This is a genomic window from Acidovorax sp. 35-64-16, assembly GCF_002281195.1.
Lineage (GTDB): Bacteria > Pseudomonadota > Gammaproteobacteria > Burkholderiales > Burkholderiaceae_C > Acidovorax > Acidovorax defluvii.
Window position 1 is genome coordinate 1 of record NZ_NCFM01000034.1, and the last position, 23509, is coordinate 23509.

At 62.7% G+C, this 23509-nt stretch carries 26 protein-coding genes and 2 pseudogenes; 22 read left to right on the forward strand and 6 right to left on the reverse strand.

Translation table 11 applies throughout. The features are described from left to right. Window positions 1-880 precede the first annotated feature (880 nt). Window positions 881-1180 carry a type II toxin-antitoxin system MqsR family toxin gene (locus B7Y64_RS15500; protein WP_291329354.1) on the forward strand — a complete coding sequence of 100 codons (300 nt, stop codon included), beginning with the start codon at window positions 881-883 and terminating at the stop codon, window positions 1178-1180. A gap of 2 nt (window positions 1181-1182) precedes the next feature. Beyond that, on the forward strand, window positions 1183-1584 hold the full coding sequence (locus tag B7Y64_RS15505) for a type II toxin-antitoxin system MqsA family antitoxin (protein ID WP_291329356.1): 402 nt from the start codon (window positions 1183-1185) through the stop codon (window positions 1582-1584). A 241-nt stretch (window positions 1585-1825) separates the two neighbouring features. Here B7Y64_RS15505 and B7Y64_RS15510 read toward each other — a convergent pair whose 3' ends face one another. The 3 genes from B7Y64_RS15510 to B7Y64_RS15520 all read right to left on the reverse strand — a co-directional run bounded on the left by B7Y64_RS15510 (window position 1826) and on the right by B7Y64_RS15520 (window position 4130). After that, window positions 1826-1993, reverse strand: a complete 168-nt coding sequence (locus B7Y64_RS15510; protein ID WP_157896454.1) for an antitoxin VbhA family protein — start codon at window positions 1991-1993, stop codon at window positions 1826-1828. A 347-nt stretch (window positions 1994-2340) separates the two neighbouring features. Next, complete coding sequence (locus B7Y64_RS15515) at window positions 2341-2712, reverse strand: hypothetical protein (RefSeq protein ID WP_094097862.1); 372 nt, start codon at window positions 2710-2712, stop codon at window positions 2341-2343. A 371-nt stretch (window positions 2713-3083) separates the two neighbouring features. Continuing rightward, a complete protein-coding gene (locus tag B7Y64_RS15520) occupies window positions 3084-4130 on the reverse strand; it encodes a DNA-binding protein (protein ID WP_094097863.1) in 1047 nt (348 codons plus the stop codon). A gap of 115 nt (window positions 4131-4245) precedes the next feature. Here B7Y64_RS15520 and B7Y64_RS15525 point away from each other — a divergent pair, with 115 nt between their 5' ends. From B7Y64_RS15525 to B7Y64_RS15575, 11 genes and pseudogenes are all read left to right on the forward strand, one after another. Further along, entirely contained in the window at window positions 4246-5415 is a 1170-nt protein-coding gene (locus B7Y64_RS15525; RefSeq protein ID WP_094097864.1) for a tyrosine-type recombinase/integrase, read from the forward strand. Window positions 5416-5542: 127 nt separating this feature from the next. Further along, window positions 5543-5818, forward strand: a complete 276-nt coding sequence (locus B7Y64_RS15530; protein ID WP_094097865.1) for a metal-sensing transcriptional repressor — start codon at window positions 5543-5545, stop codon at window positions 5816-5818. Then, window positions 5815-6303: a hypothetical protein gene (locus tag B7Y64_RS15535; RefSeq protein ID WP_094097866.1), complete on the forward strand. Its 489-nt coding sequence runs from the start codon at window positions 5815-5817 to the stop codon at window positions 6301-6303. The genes B7Y64_RS15530 and B7Y64_RS15535 overlap by 4 nt, the downstream gene beginning before the upstream one ends. Before the next feature lie 79 nt (window positions 6304-6382). Further along, window positions 6383-7510 carry an efflux RND transporter periplasmic adaptor subunit gene (locus B7Y64_RS15540; RefSeq protein WP_291329364.1) on the forward strand — a complete coding sequence of 376 codons (1128 nt, stop codon included), beginning with the start codon at window positions 6383-6385 and terminating at the stop codon, window positions 7508-7510. A gap of 1 nt (window position 7511) precedes the next feature. Next, window positions 7512-10634 carry a CusA/CzcA family heavy metal efflux RND transporter gene (locus B7Y64_RS15545; protein WP_291329366.1) on the forward strand — a complete coding sequence of 1041 codons (3123 nt, stop codon included), beginning with the start codon at window positions 7512-7514 and terminating at the stop codon, window positions 10632-10634. Then, on the forward strand, window positions 10627-10929 hold the full coding sequence (locus B7Y64_RS15550) for a DUF3240 family protein (protein ID WP_094097868.1): 303 nt from the start codon (window positions 10627-10629) through the stop codon (window positions 10927-10929). The genes B7Y64_RS15545 and B7Y64_RS15550 overlap by 8 nt, the downstream gene beginning before the upstream one ends. After that, the gene (locus B7Y64_RS15555) at window positions 10926-12164 is read left to right on the forward strand and encodes a TolC family protein (RefSeq protein WP_094097869.1); all 1239 of its coding nucleotides are present in this window, start codon (window positions 10926-10928) and stop codon (window positions 12162-12164) included. Before B7Y64_RS15550 ends, B7Y64_RS15555 begins: the two co-directional genes overlap by 4 nt. Before the next feature lie 74 nt (window positions 12165-12238). After that, window positions 12239-13039, forward strand: a complete 801-nt coding sequence (locus B7Y64_RS15560) for a HupE/UreJ family protein (RefSeq protein ID WP_094097870.1) — start codon at window positions 12239-12241, stop codon at window positions 13037-13039. A gap of 25 nt (window positions 13040-13064) precedes the next feature. Further along, window positions 13065-13415, forward strand: coding sequence for a DUF6488 family protein (locus tag B7Y64_RS15565; protein ID WP_094097871.1), 351 nt, complete (start codon window positions 13065-13067; stop codon window positions 13413-13415). Window positions 13416-13832: 417 nt separating this feature from the next. Further along, window positions 13833-15158 (forward strand): MFS transporter, encoded by a 1326-nt coding sequence (locus tag B7Y64_RS15570; RefSeq protein WP_291329372.1) that lies wholly within the window; start codon window positions 13833-13835, stop codon window positions 15156-15158. An 84-nt stretch (window positions 15159-15242) separates the two neighbouring features. After that, window positions 15243-15428: pseudogene (locus tag B7Y64_RS15575) on the forward strand (response regulator); the annotation flags it as partial. 194 nt (window positions 15429-15622) lie between these two features. Here the strand turns inward: B7Y64_RS15575 and istB are convergent. Together istB and istA are read right to left on the reverse strand one after the other, a co-directional pair. Beyond that, entirely contained in the window at window positions 15623-16444 is an 822-nt protein-coding gene (istB, locus tag B7Y64_RS15580; RefSeq protein WP_087745763.1) for an IS21-like element helper ATPase IstB, read from the reverse strand. Beyond that, window positions 16434-17978 carry an IS21 family transposase gene (gene istA / locus B7Y64_RS15585; RefSeq protein WP_087748263.1) on the reverse strand — a complete coding sequence of 515 codons (1545 nt, stop codon included), beginning with the start codon at window positions 17976-17978 and terminating at the stop codon, window positions 16434-16436. The genes istB and istA overlap by 11 nt, the downstream gene beginning before the upstream one ends. 47 nt (window positions 17979-18025) lie before the next feature. On the opposite strand from istA, the gene B7Y64_RS15590 reads away from it, so the two are divergent. Next, entirely contained in the window at window positions 18026-18436 is a 411-nt protein-coding gene (locus B7Y64_RS15590) for a hypothetical protein (protein ID WP_291329378.1), read from the forward strand. Window positions 18437-18608: 172 nt separating this feature from the next. Beyond that, window positions 18609-19745: a nickel/cobalt efflux transporter gene (locus tag B7Y64_RS15595; RefSeq protein WP_291329380.1), complete on the forward strand. Its 1137-nt coding sequence runs from the start codon at window positions 18609-18611 to the stop codon at window positions 19743-19745. Window positions 19746-19753: 8 nt separating this feature from the next. Here the strand turns inward: B7Y64_RS15595 and B7Y64_RS15600 are convergent, their stop codons facing one another. Beyond that, window positions 19754-19981, reverse strand: coding sequence for a hypothetical protein (locus B7Y64_RS15600; protein ID WP_291329382.1), 228 nt, complete (start codon window positions 19979-19981; stop codon window positions 19754-19756). A gap of 183 nt (window positions 19982-20164) precedes the next feature. Between B7Y64_RS15600 and B7Y64_RS15605 the strand changes: the two are divergent. The 7 genes and pseudogenes from B7Y64_RS15605 to B7Y64_RS15635 form a co-directional block, all read left to right on the forward strand. Beyond that, a pseudogene (locus B7Y64_RS15605) lies at window positions 20165-20669 on the forward strand (Tn3 family transposase); the annotation flags it as partial. Window positions 20670-20757: 88 nt separating this feature from the next. Then, on the forward strand, window positions 20758-21117 hold the full coding sequence (locus B7Y64_RS15610) for a site-specific integrase (RefSeq protein WP_291329384.1): 360 nt from the start codon (window positions 20758-20760) through the stop codon (window positions 21115-21117). A gap of 69 nt (window positions 21118-21186) precedes the next feature. Beyond that, on the forward strand, window positions 21187-21510 hold the full coding sequence (locus B7Y64_RS15615) for a metalloregulator ArsR/SmtB family transcription factor (RefSeq protein WP_094097874.1): 324 nt from the start codon (window positions 21187-21189) through the stop codon (window positions 21508-21510). Between the two features lie 10 nt (window positions 21511-21520). Beyond that, window positions 21521-22000, forward strand: coding sequence for an ArsI/CadI family heavy metal resistance metalloenzyme (locus tag B7Y64_RS15620; protein WP_094097875.1), 480 nt, complete (start codon window positions 21521-21523; stop codon window positions 21998-22000). Window positions 22001-22010: 10 nt separating this feature from the next. Then, window positions 22011-22514 (forward strand): arsenic resistance N-acetyltransferase ArsN2, encoded by a 504-nt coding sequence (gene arsN2 / locus B7Y64_RS15625; protein WP_094097876.1) that lies wholly within the window; start codon window positions 22011-22013, stop codon window positions 22512-22514. After that, window positions 22507-23016 carry an arsenate reductase ArsC gene (locus B7Y64_RS15630; RefSeq protein WP_094097877.1) on the forward strand — a complete coding sequence of 170 codons (510 nt, stop codon included), beginning with the start codon at window positions 22507-22509 and terminating at the stop codon, window positions 23014-23016. The genes arsN2 and B7Y64_RS15630 overlap by 8 nt, the downstream gene beginning before the upstream one ends. Then, window positions 23013-23501 (forward strand): arsenate reductase ArsC, encoded by a 489-nt coding sequence (locus B7Y64_RS15635; protein ID WP_094097878.1) that lies wholly within the window; start codon window positions 23013-23015, stop codon window positions 23499-23501. Before B7Y64_RS15630 ends, B7Y64_RS15635 begins: the two co-directional genes overlap by 4 nt. The last annotated feature ends 8 nt before the right edge of the window (window positions 23502-23509 follow it).

The window sequence follows — 23509 nt, forward strand, 5'->3', positions numbered from 1 at the left end:
AGGAAAGTCAATGAAATCAACGATCTACCAACACCACCTCCGCGCCAGTGCTAGCTTTTCGTACCGTCACTTATTGCACTGAAAACGAGGAGACCCCAAATTTGATGAAGAACTCCCGCGCCACGGACTGTTGATAAGGCTGTGCATATTTTGTGGAAAACATTGTGCAAAAGAAAAGTTATGCACGCTGAACAACTCCCGCGCCATTTCTTAAATGAAATCAACAACTTAAGTTGTTTCGGCGGAGTTATGCACGCTGAACAACTCCCGCAAATGTGATGAACAACTCCCGCGAAGGCGCCAATCAAACTGGCCTAAACCCATGTCACGATTGAAGAAATCGCGTTTTGTGGGCCCGCACCCTGTATTCCTTTCCTATAGTAATTAACCAATAGGAAAAGACACCGCCTCTAGGGGCTTCGCCCCGCCGGCTCCTACGCGCTACGCGCTTCGCCCGCGCCTACGGCGCTCCCCACCCGGCACCCCAGGGCTTCGCCCTCGGCCTACGGCCTCACCCATTTAATAGGCCCCCGGAGGGGGCTGAACACGAGACCCCCAGCGGTCCCCGCCGCGCCTAAGGCGCTCCCAGGCGTGGAGCTTGCAGCCCCCCGACCCCCTGGGGGCTTCGCCCCCCTGTGCGCCCTTCGGCGCACGGCTCCCCCCAACTTGAAACCAAAAACGGGGGGCGCCCAGCCCTTGAAGAGTTGACTGAGCGCGCCAGAATGCGGGAGAGGGTACTCAATTTCAGCGGCGAAGGGGTGGGGCAGGGTGGCATACCTGCGGGGCTTAAAGCGGTTTCTGTGGCCTTGATGCCGGGACCCGCAAAGTTTCCTGTAATTAACCTAATTGACAAATTAACGCTTTAGGTTAAGATGACGCTATGGAAAAAGGCACCCCGCACTGCAAGCTGCCAGTCGTCAAAGCCTTGATCGAGGCTGGCCAGGTCAGGGCCACAGCCAGTGCATTCAATGGTGCGCGCGAACTGGGCATTTGCGACTTGACCGGCATGTGTGCTGTGGTCTTGGCGCTTACACCAAGCGACTTTTACAAGAGTATGACTACCCATGCCGATCATCGTATCTGGCAAGACGTTTACCGCGCCGAGACGGTGAACGGCGAGGTGTACCTAAAGCTGACCGTCATTGATGACGTGTTGATCGTTTCTTTCAAGGAGCTATGACCATGAAATGCCCATGCTGCGGCGCGGCGGAACTGATCCACGACACGCGCGACATGCCCTACACCTACAAGGGTGAAAACACCACCATCCCAGCGGTGACGGGTGACTTTTGCCCGGCTTGTGGTGAAGTCGTCTTGAACCGTGAGCATGGCGACCGTTACAGCGAAATGGTCGGCCTGTTTCAGCGTCAAGTGAATTCCGCCTACGTCGATCCCGACTACATCGCCAAGGTTCGTAGAAAACTCGACCTTGACCAGCGGCAGGCCGCCGAACTCTTTGGCGGCGGCATCAATGCGTTCTCGCGCTATGAAAACGGGAAAACTAAGCCGCCCCTGTCCTTGGTCAAACTGTTCAAGCTGTTGGATCGTCACCCCGACTTGCTCAACGAGGTTAAAACCGCCTGATCTTTTTAGGCACTTTGACGATATCGTATCGTTTTCGTATTGAATAACATATCGTATTGATACATAATACAGATACGACAATACGAAAGGCGTATCATGGCCCGCATAGGAGGGCAAGCCAGGATACGGCCAGTTTTAGCTCATAAGCCTCGTAGTAATTAAAGGCGGCTTGCTTATGTGATAAGGTATATGCCGGCCACGCGGAATCATCGGCCCCCCTCGATAGCTCACGCGACCCGCTCTATGTCTCGGGGTGCTCTATCCCATCTTGATCGCTCGCCCTGGCCGCGCTGGCGCGAATGGCTTGGTCGTACGTCATCGTGCCCTCGACCACCGCCGCGACGTCCTCCAGAAATCGTGGTGTTGGTTCGTGGCCCGCAATGCGCGTGTTGGCAAGTGCTTGGAGCATGGCATCACAACGTTCTTGCGTCGTGCTCACGATTGCACCTCGACCCCAACGGGGGGCCAGGCCATCACCTCTCCACCGTGCAGCTGTGGATCGAACCGAGCAAGCAGGTTCTCCAGCGTGTGTCCATCCCGCCGCGGCTGGGAAGAAACGGCGCGCTCGCGGCAGCGAAGCTTGATGCGGAACCTTCTGTGGACTAGCCTTCTTGGTCATGCCCACGATTTTCCTCCTGGAACGGGTCGCGACGCTAGGCGCGCTGTCATTGCGACTTGACAGGCCGTGATGCAGCCTGGGAGCGGGATGCCGTGGTCAGAGAAGGCCTTGCCTAGACAACTGCACGAACTAGACCATCAGGATTGATCCCAGGCGTCGATGGTCAGTACCTGATCGGGCGGACAGGCTTCGATCTTGTCTTGATGGAAGATCACGTTGCCCTTCCAGTTCGCCGGCATGACGTAGTCGTCTCCGATGATCGGGGGACCTCGGTGTGCAGGCGGACCGCCGGCAAGCAGCGGCAGCACATTAGCCGCTTTGGCGGTGTAGCGGTTCGGGTAGCCGCTGAAGGACAACTGGCTGGCTCTGCCCGCTTTGACGAGTTGATGCAGCCACTCGATTCCGCCTGGTCCAACCTCCCAATTCGCCAGCACTGCCGGCTTGGTATCGATTGCCCGGTCGCGTTCCTCGGGCGTCTGAGCCGCCACAACTATCCACCAGCCGATCATTGCGTGCTTCCTCGTTATCGGTCTATCACACAGGCCCGATCGCTCTGACTCGACTTGTCAGATGCCGGTCCCGTATCGGATGATCCCAGCATTGCACTGCGTCACCAAGGAGAACGCTCTTCACCATTCAAAAGCCGCTACCACCGCCCACCGGGTACGCCAGTTGGCTCGACTACGCAGTCGAAGCGTTCAGCACCCGGCAGGCCTGGCTCGAAAGCCTCTGGGAAACCTGGGTCGACGACACCGCAGTCGAACTGGACCGGGAAGAAATCCGCGAATCTGCGCGCCTGGAACTGCGCGCCCTGCGCAAGGCGGCCGCTGCTGCCGATCCATGAGTTCGGGACGCTGCCGCGCACATAGCATTCACCGCGCTATCGTGCTTTTCGCGCGCCGCTCTTGACGGTCTTCGATGCCAGTGCGCCCCGCGGCGGCACCTGTTCTACCGGCGAGAGTCGCTCCAGCAGTGCACGCAGCGTCTGCGTTTCGGCTTTGAACTGCGTTGCTTCTTGTTGAGCCACGGCGAGCCGTTCGCGCGTCGCCTGAAGATCATCGACAAGGCCGCGATTGCTGGCCGTCAGTTCTCGTTGCGACACCTCGGCTGCATCGGCCTTGACCTGCAGCCGCGTGACGGCGTCGGCCTGCGCCAGCAAGCTCTCGCGATGGCGGCCTTCGGCCTGCGCCAATTGGCCACGCAGCGCCTCGAGTTGCTTGTCGGCCTTGATCCGGGCCTGACGTTCCTGGTCGATCTCCAGCAGCGCGCGCCGCTCGGCAGCATCCGAACGAGCGTTCGCCACGTCCACGGCCTCCCGTGCCTTGGCCAACTCGGCGCTGAAATCCGAGCGAACCCGCTCCAGCTGATTGCGCGCTTCCTCAAGATGGCGTTGCAACTCCTGCAGCCGGGCCACGGCGCCGGCATGGGCGCGCCTTTCCGCCTCCAGGTCCGTTTGCCGTTGCTGAAGCGATTCCTGCGCGGCGCTCAGCTGTGGACGCAGGGTTTCGGCGCTGGCCAGCGCCTCCGCCGCCGCCTGGCGAGCCTGTGTCTCCTCTCCCCGTGCCTGCTCGACCGCGGCCTGGTCCTCCAGGCGCAGCGCCGCGAGTTCGTGGCGCGCGGTCGCCGTGGCCTGCCGCCATAGATCGGCGATGGCGTCCGCTGCACTCGTCTTGATTTCGGGCGGCAGATCCGGATGGTCGATTTCGACGCGCGCCTTGCTGCGCAGGTCCTCCCAGAACTTGGCCAGCGCCTCGGCCGGCGCGCTCATCGAGCCCTTACGCACGAACTGGTACAGCTTGCTGGCCGTGGGAGTGATTCCATAGCGGAAGAACAGCAACGCGCAAACCTCGCGATAGAGGTCTTTCGTTTCCGTAAATCGCCCCCGGAGGGTTTCAATGTCGCTCTGGAGTTCAATTTCGGTGTTCATAAATAAATAATACAACGTAATACGTTAAATATATTGAATTAACTGCCTATCTATGGACATAATCCTTCTAATGTCCATACTCTTGGTGATGTTCTCCTTTTTTGCGTAGGTCCGCATGAATGCCCTCGTCAGCCTGGATCAAATGATGGTGCCGGCCCACCTGGACGGCAGCCGTGGCCGCAATCGCGCCAGTTCGCGATCACAGTTGGCCGCGGCCGATGACCGCTCGGCTGTTCTGGCTTGGCTGGCCCGCTACGCCGATTCACCCGCCACGCTCGCCAGCTATCGCAAGGAAGTCGAACGCCTCATGTTGTGGTGCGTCCTGCAGCGCGGCGCGGCCCTCTCAGACCTCACGCACGAGGATCTGCTGCTCTACCAGCGTTTCCTCGCTGATCCGCAGCCCGCCGAGCGCTGGGTCATGGAGCCGGGTCAGAAGCCGGGGCGCAACTCGTCACGCTGGCGACCGCTTGCCGGCCCGCTGGGGCCTTCGAGCCTGCGCCAGGCGCTGTCGATCCTCAACGCCATGTTCTCGTGGCTTGTGGAGGCCGGATACCTGGCAGGCAATCCGTTGGCGCTGAGCCGGCGCAAGCGCCGGCAGGCTGCACCTCGTGTGAGTCGCTTTCTGCCAGAAGAACACTGGAACCTGGTGAAGGCCGCGATCGAAGCGATGCCCGTGAGCAGTGAACGTGAAAAGCTACACGCATCGCGCTGTCGATGGCTGTTTTCATTGCTCTACATCGGCGGGCTGCGCGTGTCCGAGATCTGCGACGCCAGCATGGGCGGATTCTTCAGCCGGCGCGGCGCCGATGGACGCGAGCGCTGGTGGCTCGAAATCACTGGCAAAGGCAGCAAGACCCGCCTGGTGCCAGCCACGGGCGAATTGATGACCGAATTGATGCGCTACCGCAAGGTCCACGCTTTAAGCCCGCTCCCGCAGGAAGGCGAAGACACGCCATTGGTGATGACTCTGATTGCCCCGATCAGGCCGATGGCGCGAAGCGCCATTCACGAGCTCGTCAAGGGGGTGATGCACGCAGCTGCGGCCGCACTGCGGGGGCGTGGCCCCGACTTCGAGGCTGCAGCAACCCACCTCGAGCAGGCCTCTACGCACTGGATTCGGCACACCGCAGGAAGCCATCTGAGCGAAAAAGTTGACCTGAAAGTGGTCCGCGACAACTTGGGTCACGCCAACATCAGCACAACCAGTATCTATTTGCACACCGAAGACGATGCTCGTCACGATGCGACGGCGGCCGGGCATCGGGTTGACTGGCGCACGCCATGAAGTAGTCGGGACCGTGTGCGTCTTACTGGCAAGGGGTGATGCGAAGTGGTCTCTCGACGCGACCAATCCCCCTTCGCAACGCGTGCCTATTTCGACCGTTTCGTATCCCCCCTGATAGGATACGGTGGTGCACGGCGAACACCTCCACCAAAGTCACCCTGATCTCGTCAAGCGCCTGAAGCGCGCGGACGGGCACCTGCAAAACGTCATCGAGATGATGGTGAGCGGGCGCGACTGCGCAGACATCGCACAGCAGTTGCACGCGGTCGAAAAAGCAGTCAGCGCAGCCAAGAAACTGCTGATCCACGATCACCTAGACCACTGCCTCGAGGAAGTCGCAGCGTCGCCCCGCGACTTCGGGAAGGCCATCGCCGACTTCAAAGACATCACGAAGTACCTGTGAGCGCGAACACCGCCCAATTGTCGAGGTCGATCGCCCCCGCCAAGGCCAGGCTGATGCTGCTCGTGCGCTGGTTGCTGGTGCTGGTCATCGCCATGGACCTGATCAGTTCGCCATTCCACGCGCATCACCACGAAAGCGGCCCCGAGGGCTACTCGAGCCACGCCGGCCAGCTCGATGCGGGCCACTCGTCCTTCGAGCAAGCGCCTCAAGCCGATGAGCTTTCGCTGCATGTCGACTCGGACGATGCAGACCACGGGGGCGGGCACTCGTTGTCGGCGCTTCAAGGTGCCCCGATCCAGCTCGCCAGTCCGGACTCCGCGCCGAAGCTTCTGGCGCTTGTGCCGCTGTTCGTTTTGTTCGGGCTCATCACGCAGCCCGTGGCCGAAGCGCTCGCGCGCTGGCGCCCTGGTCGAGAGCGGGTGCCCATCCCGCTGTTCCGAACCGTTCCTCCTGACGGCCGCGCGCCGCCCCAACTCCACGGTTGAAGCCCTGGCGGCGCCATAGCGCGCTGCCTTCTCCTCGTCGCCCGACTGCGCGACGGGATCGCTTTCTCGTGGAGTTTCTATGTCCTATTTGCTCGCTCGCCGTGCGGTGCTCGGCTGCGTGTCCAGTTTTCTCATGGTGGCCAGCGCCGTTGCGGCGACGCCATCGAACGCCGAATTCCCGGTGTCCGCTGCACAGATGCAGGCACTCGGCATCACGCTTGCGCCGCTGGAAAAGCCATCGGCGATCAACGGCATGGCCTATCCCGCCCGCGTGGTGGTGCCCCCCAGCGGCAATCAGGTCATCAGTGCCCCGTTCGGTGGACGGGTCGAAGAACTCCTCGTCGACGAGCAGCAGCCCGTCAAGGCTGGTCAACCGCTGCTGCGCCTGAGCAGCCCGGAGTATGGCGACCTGCAGCTCAAGCTGCTGGAGGCGGCCAGCAAGGCCAGGCTGACCGGCCAGACGGCCGCACGCGAGCGACAGCTCTTCTCCGAGGGGATCATTCCGGAGCGGCGTGTCCAGGAAGCCAATGCCGCCAACCAGGAAGCCGCGGCCCGCCTGCGGTTTGCCGAAGCCTCCTTGCGCCTCGCCGGAGTCGATCCCGCAGCCATTCGGAAAATGGGCGACGCTGGCAACCTGCAGGATGGCCTCGTCGTGCGAGCGAAAAGCGCCGGGACGGTGGTCGGCCTTGATGTGAAAGCCGGGCAGCGTGTACAAGGCTCGGACTCCCTGCTGCGCCTGGTCAACACGGCGCAGCTCTGGCTCGAGGTCCAGATCCCATCCGACCGTCAGCAGCAGGCCCTCTCGAGCAAGACCGCCGGCTCGATCACGGTGGTCGGACGCGAAGCCAGTGCGACGCCGATGTCAGTCGGCGCCACGGTGAGCGACAACCAGACAGTCACGCTGCGCGCCCGGGTGGTGGGCGGCGGCGAGCTTCTGCGTCCGGGCGAAGTCGTGCAGGTCAAGGTGCCGTTCGCGGAGAACACCGCCGGCTGGGCGCTGCCCCTGCCAGCGATTGCCCGCCAGGACGACAAGGCCTACGTGTTCGTCCGAACCGAAAAGGGCTTCGTCGCACAGCTGGTCAATGTCATCTCCAGCGCGGGCCAGTCGGTCCAGGTCACGGGCAACCTGCGCGCCGGCCAGCAGGTGGCGACCGGCTCCGTGATCGCACTGAAGGCAGCATGGCTCGGCAAGAGCGGAAGCAACTGACATGCTCAACCGCCTTGTTCAGTTCGCGCTGTCGCAGCGCCTGTTCGTGCTGCTCGCGACCGCTCTGCTTGCGGGCTTTGGCTGGTACGCCTTCCGCAACCTGCCGATCGATGCCTTCCCCGATGTGTCCAGCACGCAGGTGAAGGTGATCATGAAGGCCCCCGGCATGACGCCCGAAGAAATCGAAAGCCGCATCGCCGGTCCGATCGAGGTCGAAATGCTCGGCATTCCTCGCCAGCGCATGCTGCGCTCGGTGTCCAAGTACGGCCTGGTGGATGTCACTGTCGACTTCGAGGACGGCACCGACATCTATTGGGCCCGCCAGCAAGTGTCGGAGCGCCTGGCGAACATCGCGGGCGACCTGCCTTCCGGCATCAGCGGCGGCATGGCGCCTGTCACCACGCCGTTGGGCGAGATGTACATGTTCACGATCGAAGCGGACGGCATGACGCTCGAGGAGCGCCGTACTCTGCTCGACTGGGTCATCCGGCCGGCGCTGCGCGCGGTGCCGGGCGTGGCGGACGTGAACGCCTTGGGCGGCAAGGTCCACAGCTTCGAGGTGGTGCCGGACCCCGTCAAGCTCGCGGCGCTTGGCGTGTCTACGGCGCAGCTCAAGAGCGCCATCGAAGCCAACAACCGCAACGACGGCGCAGGCCGGCTCGGCGAAGGCGGCGAAGTGCTGCTCGTGCGCAGTGAAGGGAACATCAAGACCGCAGAAGACCTGCGCTCGATCGTGGTCAGCCGTAAGGACGGCAACTTGGCGCGGCTAGGCGACGTGGCGCAGGTGCGCGACGGCAGTGTCACGCGCTATGGCGTCGTGACCAAGGATGGCAAGGCCGAAGCGGTCGAGGGCCTGGTGCTCGGCCTGGCCGGCGCCAATGCCCAGAAAGTGGTCGAAGGCGTCACGCAGAAGCTCGAAGACCTGAAACCGACGCTGCCGGCGGGCGTGGAGATCAAGCCCTTCTACAACCGAGCCGAACTCGTGAAAAAGGCCGTCGGCACGGTGTCGACGGCACTCATCGAGGCAACCGTCATCGTGCTGGTATTGCTTGGCGCGTTCCTCGGCAACGTGCGCGCCGCCGTGGCGGTCGCCGTGATCCTGCCATTGTCCGCACTGAGCACATTCATCCTGATGCGTTCGGTCGGCATGTCAGCGAACCTCATGAGCCTCGGGGGGCTGGCGATCGCGCTCGGCATGCTCGTCGACGCCGCCGTGGTGGTGGTCGAGAACATCGTCCAGCACCTGGAGCAGGAAGGCTCCAAGAAAAAACTACCGCGTCTGCACATCGTGCTGCGCGCGGTCCGCGAGGTGTCGGTTCCAGTGTCTGCGGGCATCCTGATCATCATCACGGTGTTCCTGCCACTACTTACCCTGCAGGGCCTGGAAGGCAAGTACTTCGTCCCGGTCGCGATGACCATCGTTTTCGCGCTGATCAGTTCACTGGTGCTGTCGCTCACGGTGATCCCGGTGCTGGCCTCCTTCCTTCTGAAGAAGGTGGCACACGAGGATCCCTGGCTGCCACGCAAGCTGCTCAAGGTCTACGAGCCGGTGCTCGCATGGGCCCTGAAGAAGCAACGCATTGTCTTTGTAGCGGCGGCGTTGCTTCTCGTGGCGGCGGCCGGCATCTACACCCAGGTGGGGAAGACCTTTCTCCCCGAAATGGACGAAGGCGACATCATCGTCGGCATCGAGAAGCTGCCGTCGGTCAGCCTGGAGGAGACGGCGGCGCTCGACCTGAAGATCCACCAGGCCCTCATGAGCCAAATCCCGGAGATCACCGGCGTGGTGGCGCGGGCCGGCTCCGACGAGATCGGGCTGGATCCGATGGGCCTGAACCAAACCGACACCTTCCTCGTGCTCAAGCCGCGCGAGGAATGGAAGCTGGCCAACAAGGAAGCATTGATCGCCCGGATCCGGGAGGTGCTCGACCAGATGCCGGGTATCAGCTACAGCTTCACCCAGCCGATCGACATGCGCGTGTCCGAGATGATCATCGGCGTGCGCGGCGACCTGGCCATCAAGATCTTCGGAACCGAACTCGGCAAGCTGAACGAACTCGCCGCCCAGATCGAGACGCTGATGAAGACGGTGCCGGGCAACCAGGACGTCTACACCGTCGAGAACGATGGCGTGCAATACCTGCGGGTGGTGGTGGACCGCCTGAGCGCAGGGCGCTACGGCCTATCGGTGGAAGACGTGCAGGATGCACTGCGCGCCCAGATCGAGGGACAACGAGCCGGCACCGTCATCGACGGCAACCGGCGTATCCCGATCGTGTTGCGGGGACCGGACAGCGTGAAGATCTCGCCGGCGGAGTTCGCAGCCCTGCGCATCACCACATCGGATGGCCAGAGCGTGCCGCTGGAAACACTGGCCACGCTGACGCGCGAGAGCGGCCCTGTGAAGATCGACCGCGAGATGGGCAGTCGCTACAGCGTGGTGATCGCCAACGTCACCGGGCGCGACTTGGTCGGCTTCGTCGAGGAGGCAAGGGCCAAGATCGCCGCCGAGGTCAAGCTGCCCACGGGCTATCGCATCAGTTGGGGCGGTCAGTTCGAGAACCAGCAACGTGCTGCGGCACGGCTCACCCTCGTGGTGCCGCTGGCGATCGGCTTCATCTTCCTGATCCTGTTCACGACCTTCGGCTCGGTGCGCCAGGCCCTGCTTGTGCTCAGCAACATTCCTTTCGCACTCGTGGGCGGCATCGTCGGGCTCTGGGTCACCGGGGAGTACCTGTCGGTGCCGGCCTCGGTCGGCTTCATCGCGCTGCTGGGCATCGCGGTGCTCAACGGCGTGGTGCTCGTGAGCTACTTCAACCAGCTGCGCGCCGAAGGGCATGACCTGGTCACCTGCGTCACACAGGGCGCCCGCCGGCGGCTGCGGCCGGTGCTGATGACGGCGGCGATCACCGCCTTCAGCCTGGTGCCGCTGCTCTTCACCAGCGGGCCGGGCTCCGAGATCCAGCGCCCGCTGGCGATCGTGGTGATCGGCGGCTTGATCACGGCCACAGCCCTGACCCTCATTCTCCTGCCGCTGCTGTACCTGCGCTTCGCGTACCCCCGCAGCGAGCACGAGGAAGGCGACAGGAAGAACGACCCGGAACCAGAGGTGAGCCATGTCTAAGTACTGCCTGAGCCTTGTGTGCCCGCCAACGGCCGCGGAAGCGCTCCTCGACTTGCTCCTGGAAAGCGAAGACAGCGACGTCTTCACCAGCAGCCACGTCCATAGTCACAGCGCAAGCCATGCGGGCTTGAGCACCCGGGAGCAGGTCATGGGCCGCAGCCAGGCCGTGCTGGTTCAAGTGCTGATGGGCGAGGACGCCTTGAGCGCACTGATCGAACGCATCCGCAAAAACTTTGCCGGTGTCGGCATTCGCTACTGGGCATCGCCCGTGGCCATCGATGGAGAAATCAAATGAAGTTGTGGACCGGGATCGCCCTGATCGCCTGGGCCCTGCCGGTGCTTGCCGAGAACAGGCAGACACCGCCCGACCTGCCACCGACCCCGCTGGCGCGGCAATGGATCGAGCAGGACCCCGCCGTGCAGGAAGCCCGCAGCGCGCTGCTCGCAGCGGGCCACGGCGCCAACATGCTCGCGGCGGGCTCGCATGAATGGTCGACGCGCGTAACCATGCAACGCCGCAGCTACGACACGGGCGGGCCGGCCTCCAAGGAGTGGAACGTTCAACTGGAGCGCCCATTCCGGATCAACGGCAAGGCCGACATCGACCAGAAGCTGGGTGAGAACGAAAAGACCACGGCGCAGGCCCGCGTCGGAGAGGCCATTCACGAGGCTGCACGGTCGTTGCTCGACCTCTGGATCGATGGACTGTCCGCGACCCAGGCGCAACGGCTCTACCAGGAGCAGCAATCGTTCGCGCAAGCCAATCTGCGTGCGGTGGAGAGCCGTAGGAAAGCCGGCGATGCCGCTGCGCTCGATGTCAACGTGGCGATGGCCGACGCTGCAGAAGTCGAACGCCAGGCGAGCCTGGCCTCGTCGAACCTGGCGAAGGCACTGGCGAAGTTGCGTGTTCGCTTCCCCGGCGCGCAGCTGCCGCCCCAATCACTGGGGGAACCGCAGCCGCCGTCTGAATCCGAGGCGCAATGGTTGCAACGTGTGACCGAGGCTTCTGACCCCCTTCGCATCGCGGAGGGCAACTTGCGCAAGGCCGAGTTGACCGCGTCGCGCGCCTCGGCTGATCGGGTACCCGATCCGACCGTCGGCGTGTTCGCGGCATCCGAGTCGTTCCGCCAGGAGCGCATCGTGGGGCTGAGCGTCACCATCCCGCTGAGCGGCACCTATCGCCACGAACGCATGCGTCAGGCGCTTCAGGAAGCAGAAGCGGCACGCGCGACGGTCGACCGACAGCGACGCGAACTGGAAACCGCTGTTGCGGAAACCTATGCGGATGCGACGGGCAATCTCGCTCGCTGGCGTATCGCCGAACAAGGCGCGAAGGCGACGGGCGACAGCGCCCGATTGACCCAGCGCGCGTACTCGCTCGGCGAAGCGGACCTGCAGGCCTTGCTGCTTGCGCGTCGCCAGTTTCTTGACGCCTCACGCGCCGCACTCGAAGCGCGCGCGGAAGCGCTGCGCGCTAACTATCGACTTCTCGTGGACTCGCATCTGATCTGGGACCTCTCGCTCGAATAGGTCAGGCGGTTTTCCCCCTGATCCAGTTCTGTCCATCTCATTCTTCCATTTCTTTTTTTGACGAAAGCCCTTTGATGTTTTCCCAGCGCAGATTCGTTCTACTGGCCCTCGCGGCCCTGGCCATTGCCATCGGCCTGCCTTTTGACGCCTTGGCCCACGGCATCTCCGAAGCGGACCGCCAGCGCATGCTCAGTGGCGGCTACCTGCAGTACGTCGGACTCGGCGTCACGCACATGCTCACGGGCTATGACCACCTGCTTTTCCTCTTCGGCGTGGTGTTCTTCCTGTCCAACTTCAAGGACGTCGCCAAGTTCGTCACAGTGTTCACGATCGGCCACTGCATCACGCTGGTATTCGCCACGTTCTTCAAGATCACCTGGAACTACTACCTGGTGGACGCCATCATCGCGATCAGCGTGATCTACAAGGGCTTCGACAACAACGGCGGCTTCCAGAAGTACTTCGACATGAAGTCGCCGAACCTGCTGGCTGCGGTCTTCGGCTTCGGCCTGTTGCACGGCTTTGGTCTGTCCACCCGGCTGCAGCAACTGCCGCTCGGCGACGACAGCACCTCGATGCTGATCCGCATCCTGAGCTTCAACCTCGGCGTGGAGATCGGTCAGATTGCGGCACTGGCCGTGATGGTCGCGCTGCTGTCGCTGTGGCGCCATCGCCCCTCGTTCAAGCGGTTCAGCTATGCCGCAAATCTTGGGTTGGTCTTCGCTGGCGTGCTGCTGCTGCTCATGCAGTTGCACGGCTACCAGCACGACTCCGACCCCAACAGTTTCCGTTTCCCTGCCGAAGAGCACAACCATGCGCACGAGGACATGGAGATTGGAAAGACTGCCGATCCTGGCAGGGATTCCCTCGACTAAATCTCATCACGAAAGGATGTAATCAATGAAGAAGTTTGCAATCGCCGCGGTCTCGCTGCTGGCTCTCGCTGCCGCCGGATCCGTCTCGGCCGCCGAAGGCTCGAGCTGCCACTTTCACGGCAACACGCCTGCCTCGGAGAAAGTGGTGGTCGACTGCGCATCCCAGCGCAAGGCTGCCTTGGTCAGCAGCGGAAAGCTGGAGAAGAGCTGGGAAGCGGCACAGGTCGACAAGACCGAACAGATCGACGGCAAGAAGGGCAAGGAGTGGAAGGTGAGCTTCAAGAACGCGTCTGTGACGGACGCCGCCAAGAACACGCTCTACGTCTTCATGAGCCTGCCGGGCAACTACATCGCCTCGAACTTCTCGGGCAAGTAAAGAGCCGAGCGAAGCACCATGCGGTCCGGACGCTCTTGCCCCCGCACCCCGATGCTTCTGGCAGTGGGACTTGCTGCAATGGTGTCTGGGGTGCGCCACCGTCTATGAAGGCAGGTATGCATTCAACGATGGCTGGCGCAAGGCTACCGTCGAGGAGGTCGACTCCGCTGCGCGTCTGCAAGGCACCGCGCTGAGCGACTGCCGGCGCGATGCGTCTGCCGTCCAGCTCCTGTCGGGGCAGTTCGCGCTGGTCTCCTATGCGGACTTCGGCCACCTGAGAAGGCGCATCGTGACCTTGCCCCCGCACCCTCGCTTTCATGCGGGGGACACTGTGTATATCCGATTCCGCAGCTGTTCCGGTGACGTTGCTCCGCGAGCTGCGTCAAGTCCATAAGCCGTTCAAGAAAGGAGTTTCTCATGCTCGATGTGCTCCGAAACACAACATACCGGCATCTCTTTTTCGCCCAGGTGATCGCGTTGCTCGGCACCGGCCTTGCGACAGTTGCGCTGGGCCTGCTTGCGTTCGATCTGGCTGGCGCCGAGGCGGGGGCGGTCCTCGGGACCGCGCTGGCCATCAAGATGGCGGCGTACATCGGCGTCGCGCCCATCGCATCGGCGTTCGCTGAGCGCCTTCCCCGCCGTGCCGTGCTTGTCGCGCTTGACCTCATCCGCGCGGGCGTCGCACTGACCCTGCCGTTCATCACGCAGATCTGGCAGATCTACATCCTGATCTTCGTGCTGCAGTCGGCCTCGGCCGCGTTCACACCCACGTTCCAGGCGACGATTCCGGATGTGCTGCCAGACGAGGACCAGTACACGCGTGCGCTGTCCTTGTCCCGGCTGGCGTATGACATGGAAAGCCTGGTCAGCCCGGCACTTGCGGCATTGCTCTTGAGCGTCGTGAGCTACCACGCCTTGTTCGGCGGCACAGTCGTAGGATTCGTTGCCTCGGCGGCGCTGGTCGTGTCCGCTGTCTTGCCAAAAGCCAAGATGCCTCCCAAGCGAGGAATCTACGAGCGCACGACACGCGGGCTGCGCATCTACCTTGCAACGCCACGGCTCAAAGGCCTGCTCGCGCTGAATCTGGCGGTGGCCTCGGCCAGCGCGATGGTCATCGTGAACACGGTTGTTCTGGTGCAGTCGGACTTTGGCCTCACGCAGACCGCCACAGCTGCTGCGCTGGCGATGTTCGGCGCGGGGTCCATGCTGGTCGCGCTTTTGCTGCCCAAGCTCCTCGAACGGCTTCCCGAACGGCCTGTGATGTTGAGCGGTGCGGCGCTGCTTGCCCTTGGCCTGTTTGTCGGGTTTATCGCTGCGAAATGGTTCGCTGCGCTCCTTCCCCTGTGGTTTGTTCTGGGTCTTGGGTACTCCTTGGCCCAAACGCCGTCCGGTCGCTTGCTTCGCAGGTCCGCACATTCGGAAGACCGGCCCGCGCTCTTCGCGGCGCAGTTTGCGCTCTCGCATGCGTGCTGGCTCATCACCTATCCGCTGGCTGGCTGGCTTGGCGCCAAGGCCGGGCTGACGGTGAGCTTCCTCGCGCTCGGTGCCCTTGCCGCTGTCTCCGTTGCACTCGCAGCCTACCTGTGGCGCGGCTCGGACGAGGCGGAGTTGAAACACACCCATGAGGGAATGTCTGCCGATCACCCGCATCTGGCGGATGTGAACGCTGGGAGTGCGCCGCGCGGCGCAAGCCACGCGCACGAGTACGTGATCGACGTTGACCATCCGCGCTGGCCTTCATAGCCCCGAAAGCTGCAGGCGCGGCACGGAAACATGGTGGCTGCGGATGCCGGGCGCAGTGATTTCTGGACGACTACAGGCCAAGACATGCATCTTCTCCTGATCGAAGACGAAATGAAGTTGGGCGACTATCTGCACAAGGGACTCACGGAAAGCGGGTTCAGCGTCGACTTGTCGCGCGATGGCGCGCAGGGGCTGGCCATGGCGCTGACTTCGAGCTACGACGCCATCGTGCTCGATGTCATGCTTCCGGGACTCGACGGATTCAAGGTGTCGGCGCCGATCCAAATCTGAGCCACCGTGCCGACTGAATATTGAGCCAGGGGTGGAAGCCGACGTTTCAAGGGTCGGCTGTGGATAAGTGTAGGTGCTATCCTGGTTTGCTGATCTCCTTGCTGATGTGTTGAAGGCGCTGGGCAAGCCGCGAAGGGCGTAGCCCGTAGCGGCTTGCCCTGCGCGGTGCCTGCTCAGAATGGGTCGGGCTCAGCCTGCGTTGAGGCACTCTTTCGGTCCTGTTCCCGGGCCTTGATCCGCTTCTTCGCAGCGGCCGTGCTGCGGCTGAACCGGATCGACTCGTTGCCCGTCTCCACGATGTGGCAGTGGTGCGTGAGACGGTCCAGCAGCGCGGTGGTCATCTTCGCGTCGCCGAACACGCTGGACCATTCGGCGAAGTCCAGGTTGGTCGTGATCATCACGCTGGTGTGTTCGTACAGCTTGCTCAGCAGGTGGAACAGCAGCGCCCCGCCGGCCTGGCTGAACGGCAGATAACCCAGCTCGTCCAGGATGATCAGGTCCATGCGCAGCAAGCTGGTGGCGATGCGACCGGCCTTGCCCTGCGCCTTCTCCTGCTCCAGTGCGTTAACCAGATCGACCGTGGAGTAGAACCGCACCCGCTTGCCATGGCGGGTGATGCCCGAGACGCCGATGGCAGTGGCCAGATGGGTCTTGCCCGTGCCCGGGCCGCCCACCAGCACCACGTTGTGCGCCTCGTCGGTAAAGGCAGTGCCGGCCAGCGTGGTGACGAGCTTTCGGTCCACCGGCGAGACCGAGAAGTCAAAGCCCGCCATGTCCCGGTGCACCGGGAACTTCGCCGCGTGCATCTGGTGGCTGATCGAGCGCATCGCCCGGTCCGTGCCCTCGGCCTGCAGCAGGTGCTCGATCAGCCAGCGCGAGGTCTCGATGCCCAGGCCGCCGCCATCGCCACCGCCTTGCTCGACCAGATCAGCCCAGGCACCGGCCATGCCGTGCAGGCGCAGCGCCTTGAGTTCGACCAGCACATCAGTCTTCATGGCGGGCTCCTTCGGTGGTGGCGCCCACGGCACTGTCCGCGGTGTCGGCCCGAAGGCTGTCGTAGCGGGCCGTGTTTGCCAGCGGTGGCGTTGTCACCTTCAGCCGTGTGGCCGCCGTGGGAGGTGCCGGCTGCGCGTTGAGCCGGCTCAGCACGTTGACCACATGCTCCACGCTCACCTTGCCTGGCGCACCGCTCTCCAGCGCCAGCTCGATGGCCACCAGCACCGCGTCCAGACCGGCGCCAAGCACAATCGCCAGCACTTGCGCCATCACCCGGTCGCCTCCCGGGTTACGCAATAGCCCGCGGCGCAGCCGCTGCAGTGGCTCGGGCATGTCCGCAAAGGGCGCTCCGTTTCTCAGCGCCCCGGGCTTTCTCTGCAGCAGCGGGATGTAGTGCTGCCAGTCGTACCGGGTCTCGCCCGCGTTGCTCAGACGTTCGTGGCGGGCGATGACCTCATCATCGGCCACGATGACCACGCGGCCCGGGTACAGCCGCGTGCTCACCATCTGGCCCACGCGTTCGCACGGCACCGAATACCGGTTGCGCGCCACAGACACCAGGCAGGTGCTGGAAACCCGCGCGGGTTTCTCGACGTAGCCGTCGAAGGGCAGCGGCATGGGCATGAGGTGCGCCCGCTCGTGTTCGAGCATCTCCGACACGCTGAACTGCTTGTGCTCGGGGTGGCGTACCTCGTCCCACAACGCGCGGCAGCGCTGGCCCAGCCAGGCGTTGAGTTCGGTGAAGCTGCCGAACTTGATCTGCGCCGCGTCGATCCAGATGCGTCGGCGGCTGTCCTGCACGTTCTTCTCCACCACCCCTTTCTCCCAGCCGCTGGCCACGTTGCAGAAGTCCGGGTCATAGAGGTAGTGCGCGCACATGGTGGCAAAGCGCTCGTTGACGATGCGTCCCTTGCCCTTCTTGACCTTGTCTACAGCGGTCTTCATGTTGTCGTAGATGCCCCGGCGTGCCACGCCGCCCAGCGCGGCGAACGATCGGGTGTGGGCATCGAACAGCATCTCGTGACCCTGGCTGGGGTACGCCACCAGCCAGAAGGCCCGCGAAGCACACAGCTTCATATGCGAGACCTGCACCCGGTAGTAGATGCCGCCGATCACCATGCCTTCCTCGCTCCAGTCGAACTGGAAAGCCTCTCCCAGCTCGAAGGCCAGCGGCACGAAGGCATTGACGGCCGCCCCCTGACCCTCGCTCTGGCGCCACGCCCGGATGAAGTCGGTCACCCGCGTGTAACCCCCTTCGTAGCCCGCTTGCCTGATCTCGGCGTACAGCGCCTTGGCCGTGCGCCGCTCGTGTTTGGGCCGCCGTGCATCGGCCTTCAAGGCCAGCATGAGCGCGTCATGAAACGCCGTCAGTTTGTTGGGCTGTTCGCTGCGGCGGTACCTCGGTGGGCCGTCCACCTCGCCGTGCAGCCACTTCGCCACCGTGTTGCGCGATAGCCCTGTCATGCGCGATATCTCGCGCTCCGATTTGTTCTTGCGGGCATACAAATGCCGGATCCTGCCAATCATGTCCATGGTGATCACTCCTTGTCCTCTGCTGCACAAAAAAGCAGCAGATTAAGTTGTTCACCTGGCTCAGTTTTGGGTCGGCACTACCCTCAAAAGTGGCTCAGTTTTCGGTCGGCGCCAACACTTTGATGGCCGAAAGCAATGAACTGGACGCAACCCTTGAAGAAGCGGGAACCTTCCGTGAGCTCGGCTGCAGGCCGCTGCAAGTGTTGACTGCGATGAAACCCTACTCGGTCGATCAGCTTGCAGGCATGCAGATCACGCCGCAGCAGGGCGAACAGGTTCAAGCCATCTGGCACGCATTGCAGGAAGAGATGGCAGGTTGGTCCTCTTGGAGCGAGCATCAAGTGCTCGATCACGCTGGCCATGACATCCAGTTCGACAATCCTCAAGTGGTGGTTGAGGCCGTTCGTTCAGTCGTGGAGGCTGCACGCAGCAATCGCTGCGATCCGCTGTTTTGGTGAAAGTCTTCAAAAAACTCTCAGGCCGGCTGGGAGTCCTCTTTGGGGACGCGGTCTCTGGTCTTTATATCCATAGGGGGAGGATAGGATATGAAGACGGAAAAAACTCAGAGAGGTCGGCGAGTCATCACCTGCAAAGCAGGCAATTCGCGCTCCGCGTCACCCTCTTGGAAAAATGGAAAACTTCGCTCAACTTCTTCAAGCCGGAAACGCCTGGGTCTTCATCCCGTCCGCCATCCTTCTGGGTGCCCTGCATGGCCTCGAGCCCGGACATTCGAAGACGATGATGGCCGCTTTCATCGTGGCGGTCCGCGGGACGGTTGGACAGGCTGTCTTGCTCGGGCTCGCGGCAACGCTCTCGCACACCGCAGTCGTCTGGGCCGTCGCGATGGGGGGCCTTTACTTCGGCCGCAACTGGAGTGCCGAGGAGACCGAGCCCTACTTTCAGGTGGCTTCGGCAGTGCTGATCATCGCGATCGCGCTCTGGATGCTCTGGCGGACCTACCGCGAACAGCAGCGGGAGCGGATCGAGACCGATCACGACCATGGCCATGATCACCACGGCCATGGCGAAGAGAAGCGCCGCATCGATACCGGCCACGGGGTCGTTGACCTGGAAGTCTTCGAAGATGGTGTTCCGCCTCGATTTCGCGTCCGATTCGAGGGGCATGGCACCGTGCCCCAAGGCCAGACCGTCGCCATCGAAACGGAACGTCCTGGCGGGGAGCGCCAGGCGTTCGTTCTGGCCAGCAAGGGCAGCTATCTCGAATCAGTCGACGAGATTCCCGAGCCGCATGAGTTCACCGTCAGGCTGTCGATTGCGCATGGTGGCCACGCACACAGCTTTGATGTGGAGTTTGTCGAGCATGGCCACGGCCATGATCACGGGGACCACGGCCTGGATGTCTCCGATCCGGGCTTTCAGGACGCGCATGAACGGGCGCACGCCAACGACATCAAGCGTCGCTTTGCGAGCCGCCATGTCACCACCGGGCAGATCATCGGTTTCGGCCTCACGGGAGGCCTGATTCCCTGTCCTGCTGCCATCACGGTGCTGCTGCTGTGCCTGCAGCTCAAGCGCTTTACCCTCGGAGCGTCCCTCGTGCTCTGCTTCAGCATCGGCTTGGCGATCACGATGGTTGCCGCAGGCGTGGTCGCTGCCCTGGGCGTGAAGCATGCGTCGAAACGCTTCTCCGGCTTCGGAACGTTCGCGCGCCGGGCTCCTTATGCGTCGAGCGCCCTGATCATCCTGGTCGGGCTCTACATCGGCTATCACGGTATCCAGTCGCTGCACGCTGCTGGCGTGGTCTAGAGCCACAGTCAGTCCGCGGTGACCACCTTGACGTAAAGCTCGACGAGCACCCAACCGATCAAAGCCGCGGCGCCGATGACCAGCAGCACCGATGCGACAGCTCGCTCGATTTGGCGCAATGCAGTCCGCATCTTCGAACGGCCGCCTGAAGAATCAACCGACAGGCGTCTCATACCAATCATTGTGATCGTTCGCCATCCGGCGCAAAAAGGCACGCGCGCATAGGTGTTTCTCATCTGCCGAGGCACTCCTGATCGGGAGCGCTTTGTGCTACTCCCCATCCAGTCAATCCCGTCGCATGACGCGCCAAAGCGCGAGGTCGTAGGCGATCTTGAGCAGCCCGCACGCGATGAGTGGTCGCGAGATCCAGCCGGCGGACGAGCCCGAGTGGTGCCGTTGCGACAGGAGGGCTATCTTGGCTGCGCGTGGCGATGTCGATCAAGCTCGGGAAGATTACGCCATCGATGATCCTGCGGCGGCTTGGCACCTTCAGCCACAAGAACAAGCTCTACTTCGCGTTCCGCAAACTTGGGCGCGTGATTCGCACTTTGTTCTTGCTCGACTACATCAGCGACATCGAGTTGCGGCAGTCGATTCACGCCACCACCAACAAGAGCGAGGAATTCAACAACTTCGTAAGGTGGCTGTTCTGCGACGGGGTATCGCCGAAGAACCTGCGGCACGAGCAGCGCAAGGTCATCAAGTACAGCCAGCTTGTGGCCAACAGGGTGATTGCACAACGTCCAGTGGCTGTCGCGCAAGCTGAAGGAACTCCAGGGCCAGGGGTATCCCGTGGGCGAGCCGGTTTTGAAGGCGTTGTCGCCGTACCGGACCAGTCACAGCAACCGATTCGGAGACTACACGCTGGATCTTTCGCGCACTGCGGAACCGATCGATTACAAGATTAAATTTGCCCGAAAAATCAATGAGTTAGATACGTTCCTGCACATTTTTCAGGAATCACGGCCGACCTTCGAGTCCGCTTCCACTGGAGGGCGAAGGCACGCCGCTGGTGATAACGCTGATCGCCCCAATCAAGCCGATGGCGCGAAGCGCCATTCACGAGCTCGTCAAGGGCGTGATGCACGCCGCCGCGACCGCGCTGCGGCAGCGTGGTCCTGACTTCGAGCCCGCGGCAACCCATCTTGAGCAAGCGTCGACCCACTGGATTCGTCACACCGCCGGAAGCCACCTGAGTGAAAATGTCGACCTGAAAGTGGTCCGCGACAACCTGGGTCACGCCAACATCAGCACGACCAGCATCTATCTGCACACTGAGGACGATGCCCGTCACGACGCCACGACGCCACGACTTCACGGCGGCCGGGCGCCGTGTTGGCTGGCGCACGCCCTAAAGCTCCCGTCTCTTTGAACTCCGGTAGGCAGCCGTGTTGATTCAAAATTCGTTGAACTCTTTCCATAATTCAATTATTATTGAAGCATGGAAGAAAAAAATGTCATTCAAGCCTTGGCCGCACTCGCGCAGCCCGTCCGCCTGCAGGTTTTTCGGGCGCTTGTCGTCGCTGGTCCGACCGGTCTCACGCCAGGCGTGCTGGTCGAGCAGCTTGGCGTGCCGTCGACCAGCCTCTCGTTCCACCTTAAGGAGTTGACGCACGCCAACCTGGTTAGCCAGGAGCGCGACGGCCGCAACCTGATCTATCGCGCGGTGTTCGAGCAGATGAATGCGCTACTCGGCTACCTCACGGCGAACTGCTGTCAGGGCGAGGCTTGCCTCGTCGACAGCTCCACTGCTTGCGAATGTTGAAGGAGAACCCATGAAGCGTTTCCATGTTCACTTGCACGTCGATGACCTGACCAAGAGCATCGCCTTCTATTCCAACCTGTTCGCATCGCCGCCGGCGCGTGTCGAGGCCGACTATGCGAAATGGATGCTCGACGATCCGCGCGTCAACTTCGCGATCTCCACGGTGGGGCATGGCAAAGGCGTTGACCACCTGGGCATCCAGGCAGAGGACGAGGCTGAACTCGCCGAGTTGAAGACCCGCGGCCTGGCCGCCGACCGGACCCTGCTCGATGAGGGTGAAACGGTGTGCTGCTACGCGCGCAGCGAAAAGCACTGGGTCACCGACCCGCAGGGCATCGCGTGGGAACACTTCCAGACTTTGGACAACGCGGTGACGGTCTACGGTCAACAGAAACCCGTGGCCAAGCCTGAGACGGCGTGCTGCGGCACCGGCGCGATTCGCGGCATCCCCGTGAACGCTACCGGCAAAGCCACTGGCGCCTGCTGCTGAGGGCTGCGCCATGTCCAAAGCGCCGTCTGAATCGTTGGTGAAATCCCTGTTCGTTCGCGCGGAGGCGGCCTTGTTGACGCCCGTCCGCTCCCTTCTTCGGGAGGCAGACCTACCCGAATCCGACCTGCAGGAACAGCACATGGAGGCCTTCTTCGTGAGCCGCGCTGGCGACGAAGGGATTCTTGCCTGCGTCGGCCTGGAACGGTTCGGCGAGACCGCGCTGCTGCGCTCGCTGGCCGTACGCGCCGACGCTCGGGGCAATGGTGTCGGCGACCAAGCCCTGCAGACCATGGAAGCCTTCGCTGCATCGAAAGGCGTGAATCGCCTCTGCATCTTGACCACCACGGCAGAGCCATTCTTCGAGACGCGAGGTTTCGAGCGCTGCGACCGCACGGCGTTGCCGGCTTCCGTCCAGGCCAGCAGCGAGTTCAAGAGCCTGTGCCCGTCCACGGCAGTTTGCATGTTCAAAGAAATCACTCCGACATCCCCAACCGAAATACACCGTCATGGCTGACAAAACCTACAACGTGCTCTTCATCTGCACGGGCAACTCTGCGCGCTCCATCATGGCCGAGGGCCTGCTCAACTACATGGGGGATGGGCGATTCAAGGCCTACTCGGCGGGCAGTCATCCGGCTGGCAAGGTCAACGCCCATGCGCTACGCACACTGGAAAGGCTGCGCCTGCCTGCAGAGGGCTACCGCAGCAAGAACTGGGACGAGTTCGCGAAGCCAGATTCACCCGCCTTGGATTTCGTGCTGACGGTGTGCGACAAGGCTGCCGGCGAGATGTGCCCGGTCTGGCCAGGACAGCCGATGACCGCACACTGGGGCGTGGCCGACCCTGCAGCCTTCGAAGGATCGGAAGAGGCCACCGAGCGCCAGTTCATGGACACGGCGCTCACGTTGAAGCGCCGGATCGAGTTGATGCTGGCATTGCCTCTGGCCCGGCTCGACTCGATGGCCATCCAGCGCGAGATCCGCGACATCGGCAAGGCTCAAAAGGCTGCGCAATGACGCTCAACGTTCTGATCCTCTGCACCCACAACTCCGCCCGCAGCGTGCTGGCCGAGGGCATGCTCAACCACTGGGCCCAGAAGCTCGGCAAGGACGTGAAGGCGTTCAGCGCCGGCAGCGCACCCAGCGGAAGAATCAACCCGTTCGCCATCGAGGTGCTGCAGGCGGCCGGCGTGAACACCGAGGGCTTTCGCAGCAAGAGCTGGGACGAATTCTCCACGCCGCCGATGCAGGTGGTCATCACGGTCTGCGACAGTGCGGCGCAGGAGACCTGCCCCTACTGGCCGGGCACGCGCGTCAAGATGCATTGGGGCTATCCGGACCCATCGAACACGGAAGGTGGCGACAACGCCAAACGCCAGGCTTTCGAGCTGACGCGCCAGGCGATTTCCTATCGCATGCTGCAGCTGCTCGCGCTGGACAATCCGGACGCGATGAGCGACGCCGAGCTGCAAGAGCGGCTGAGCAACATCTCTGCGAGCTGAACCGTGAG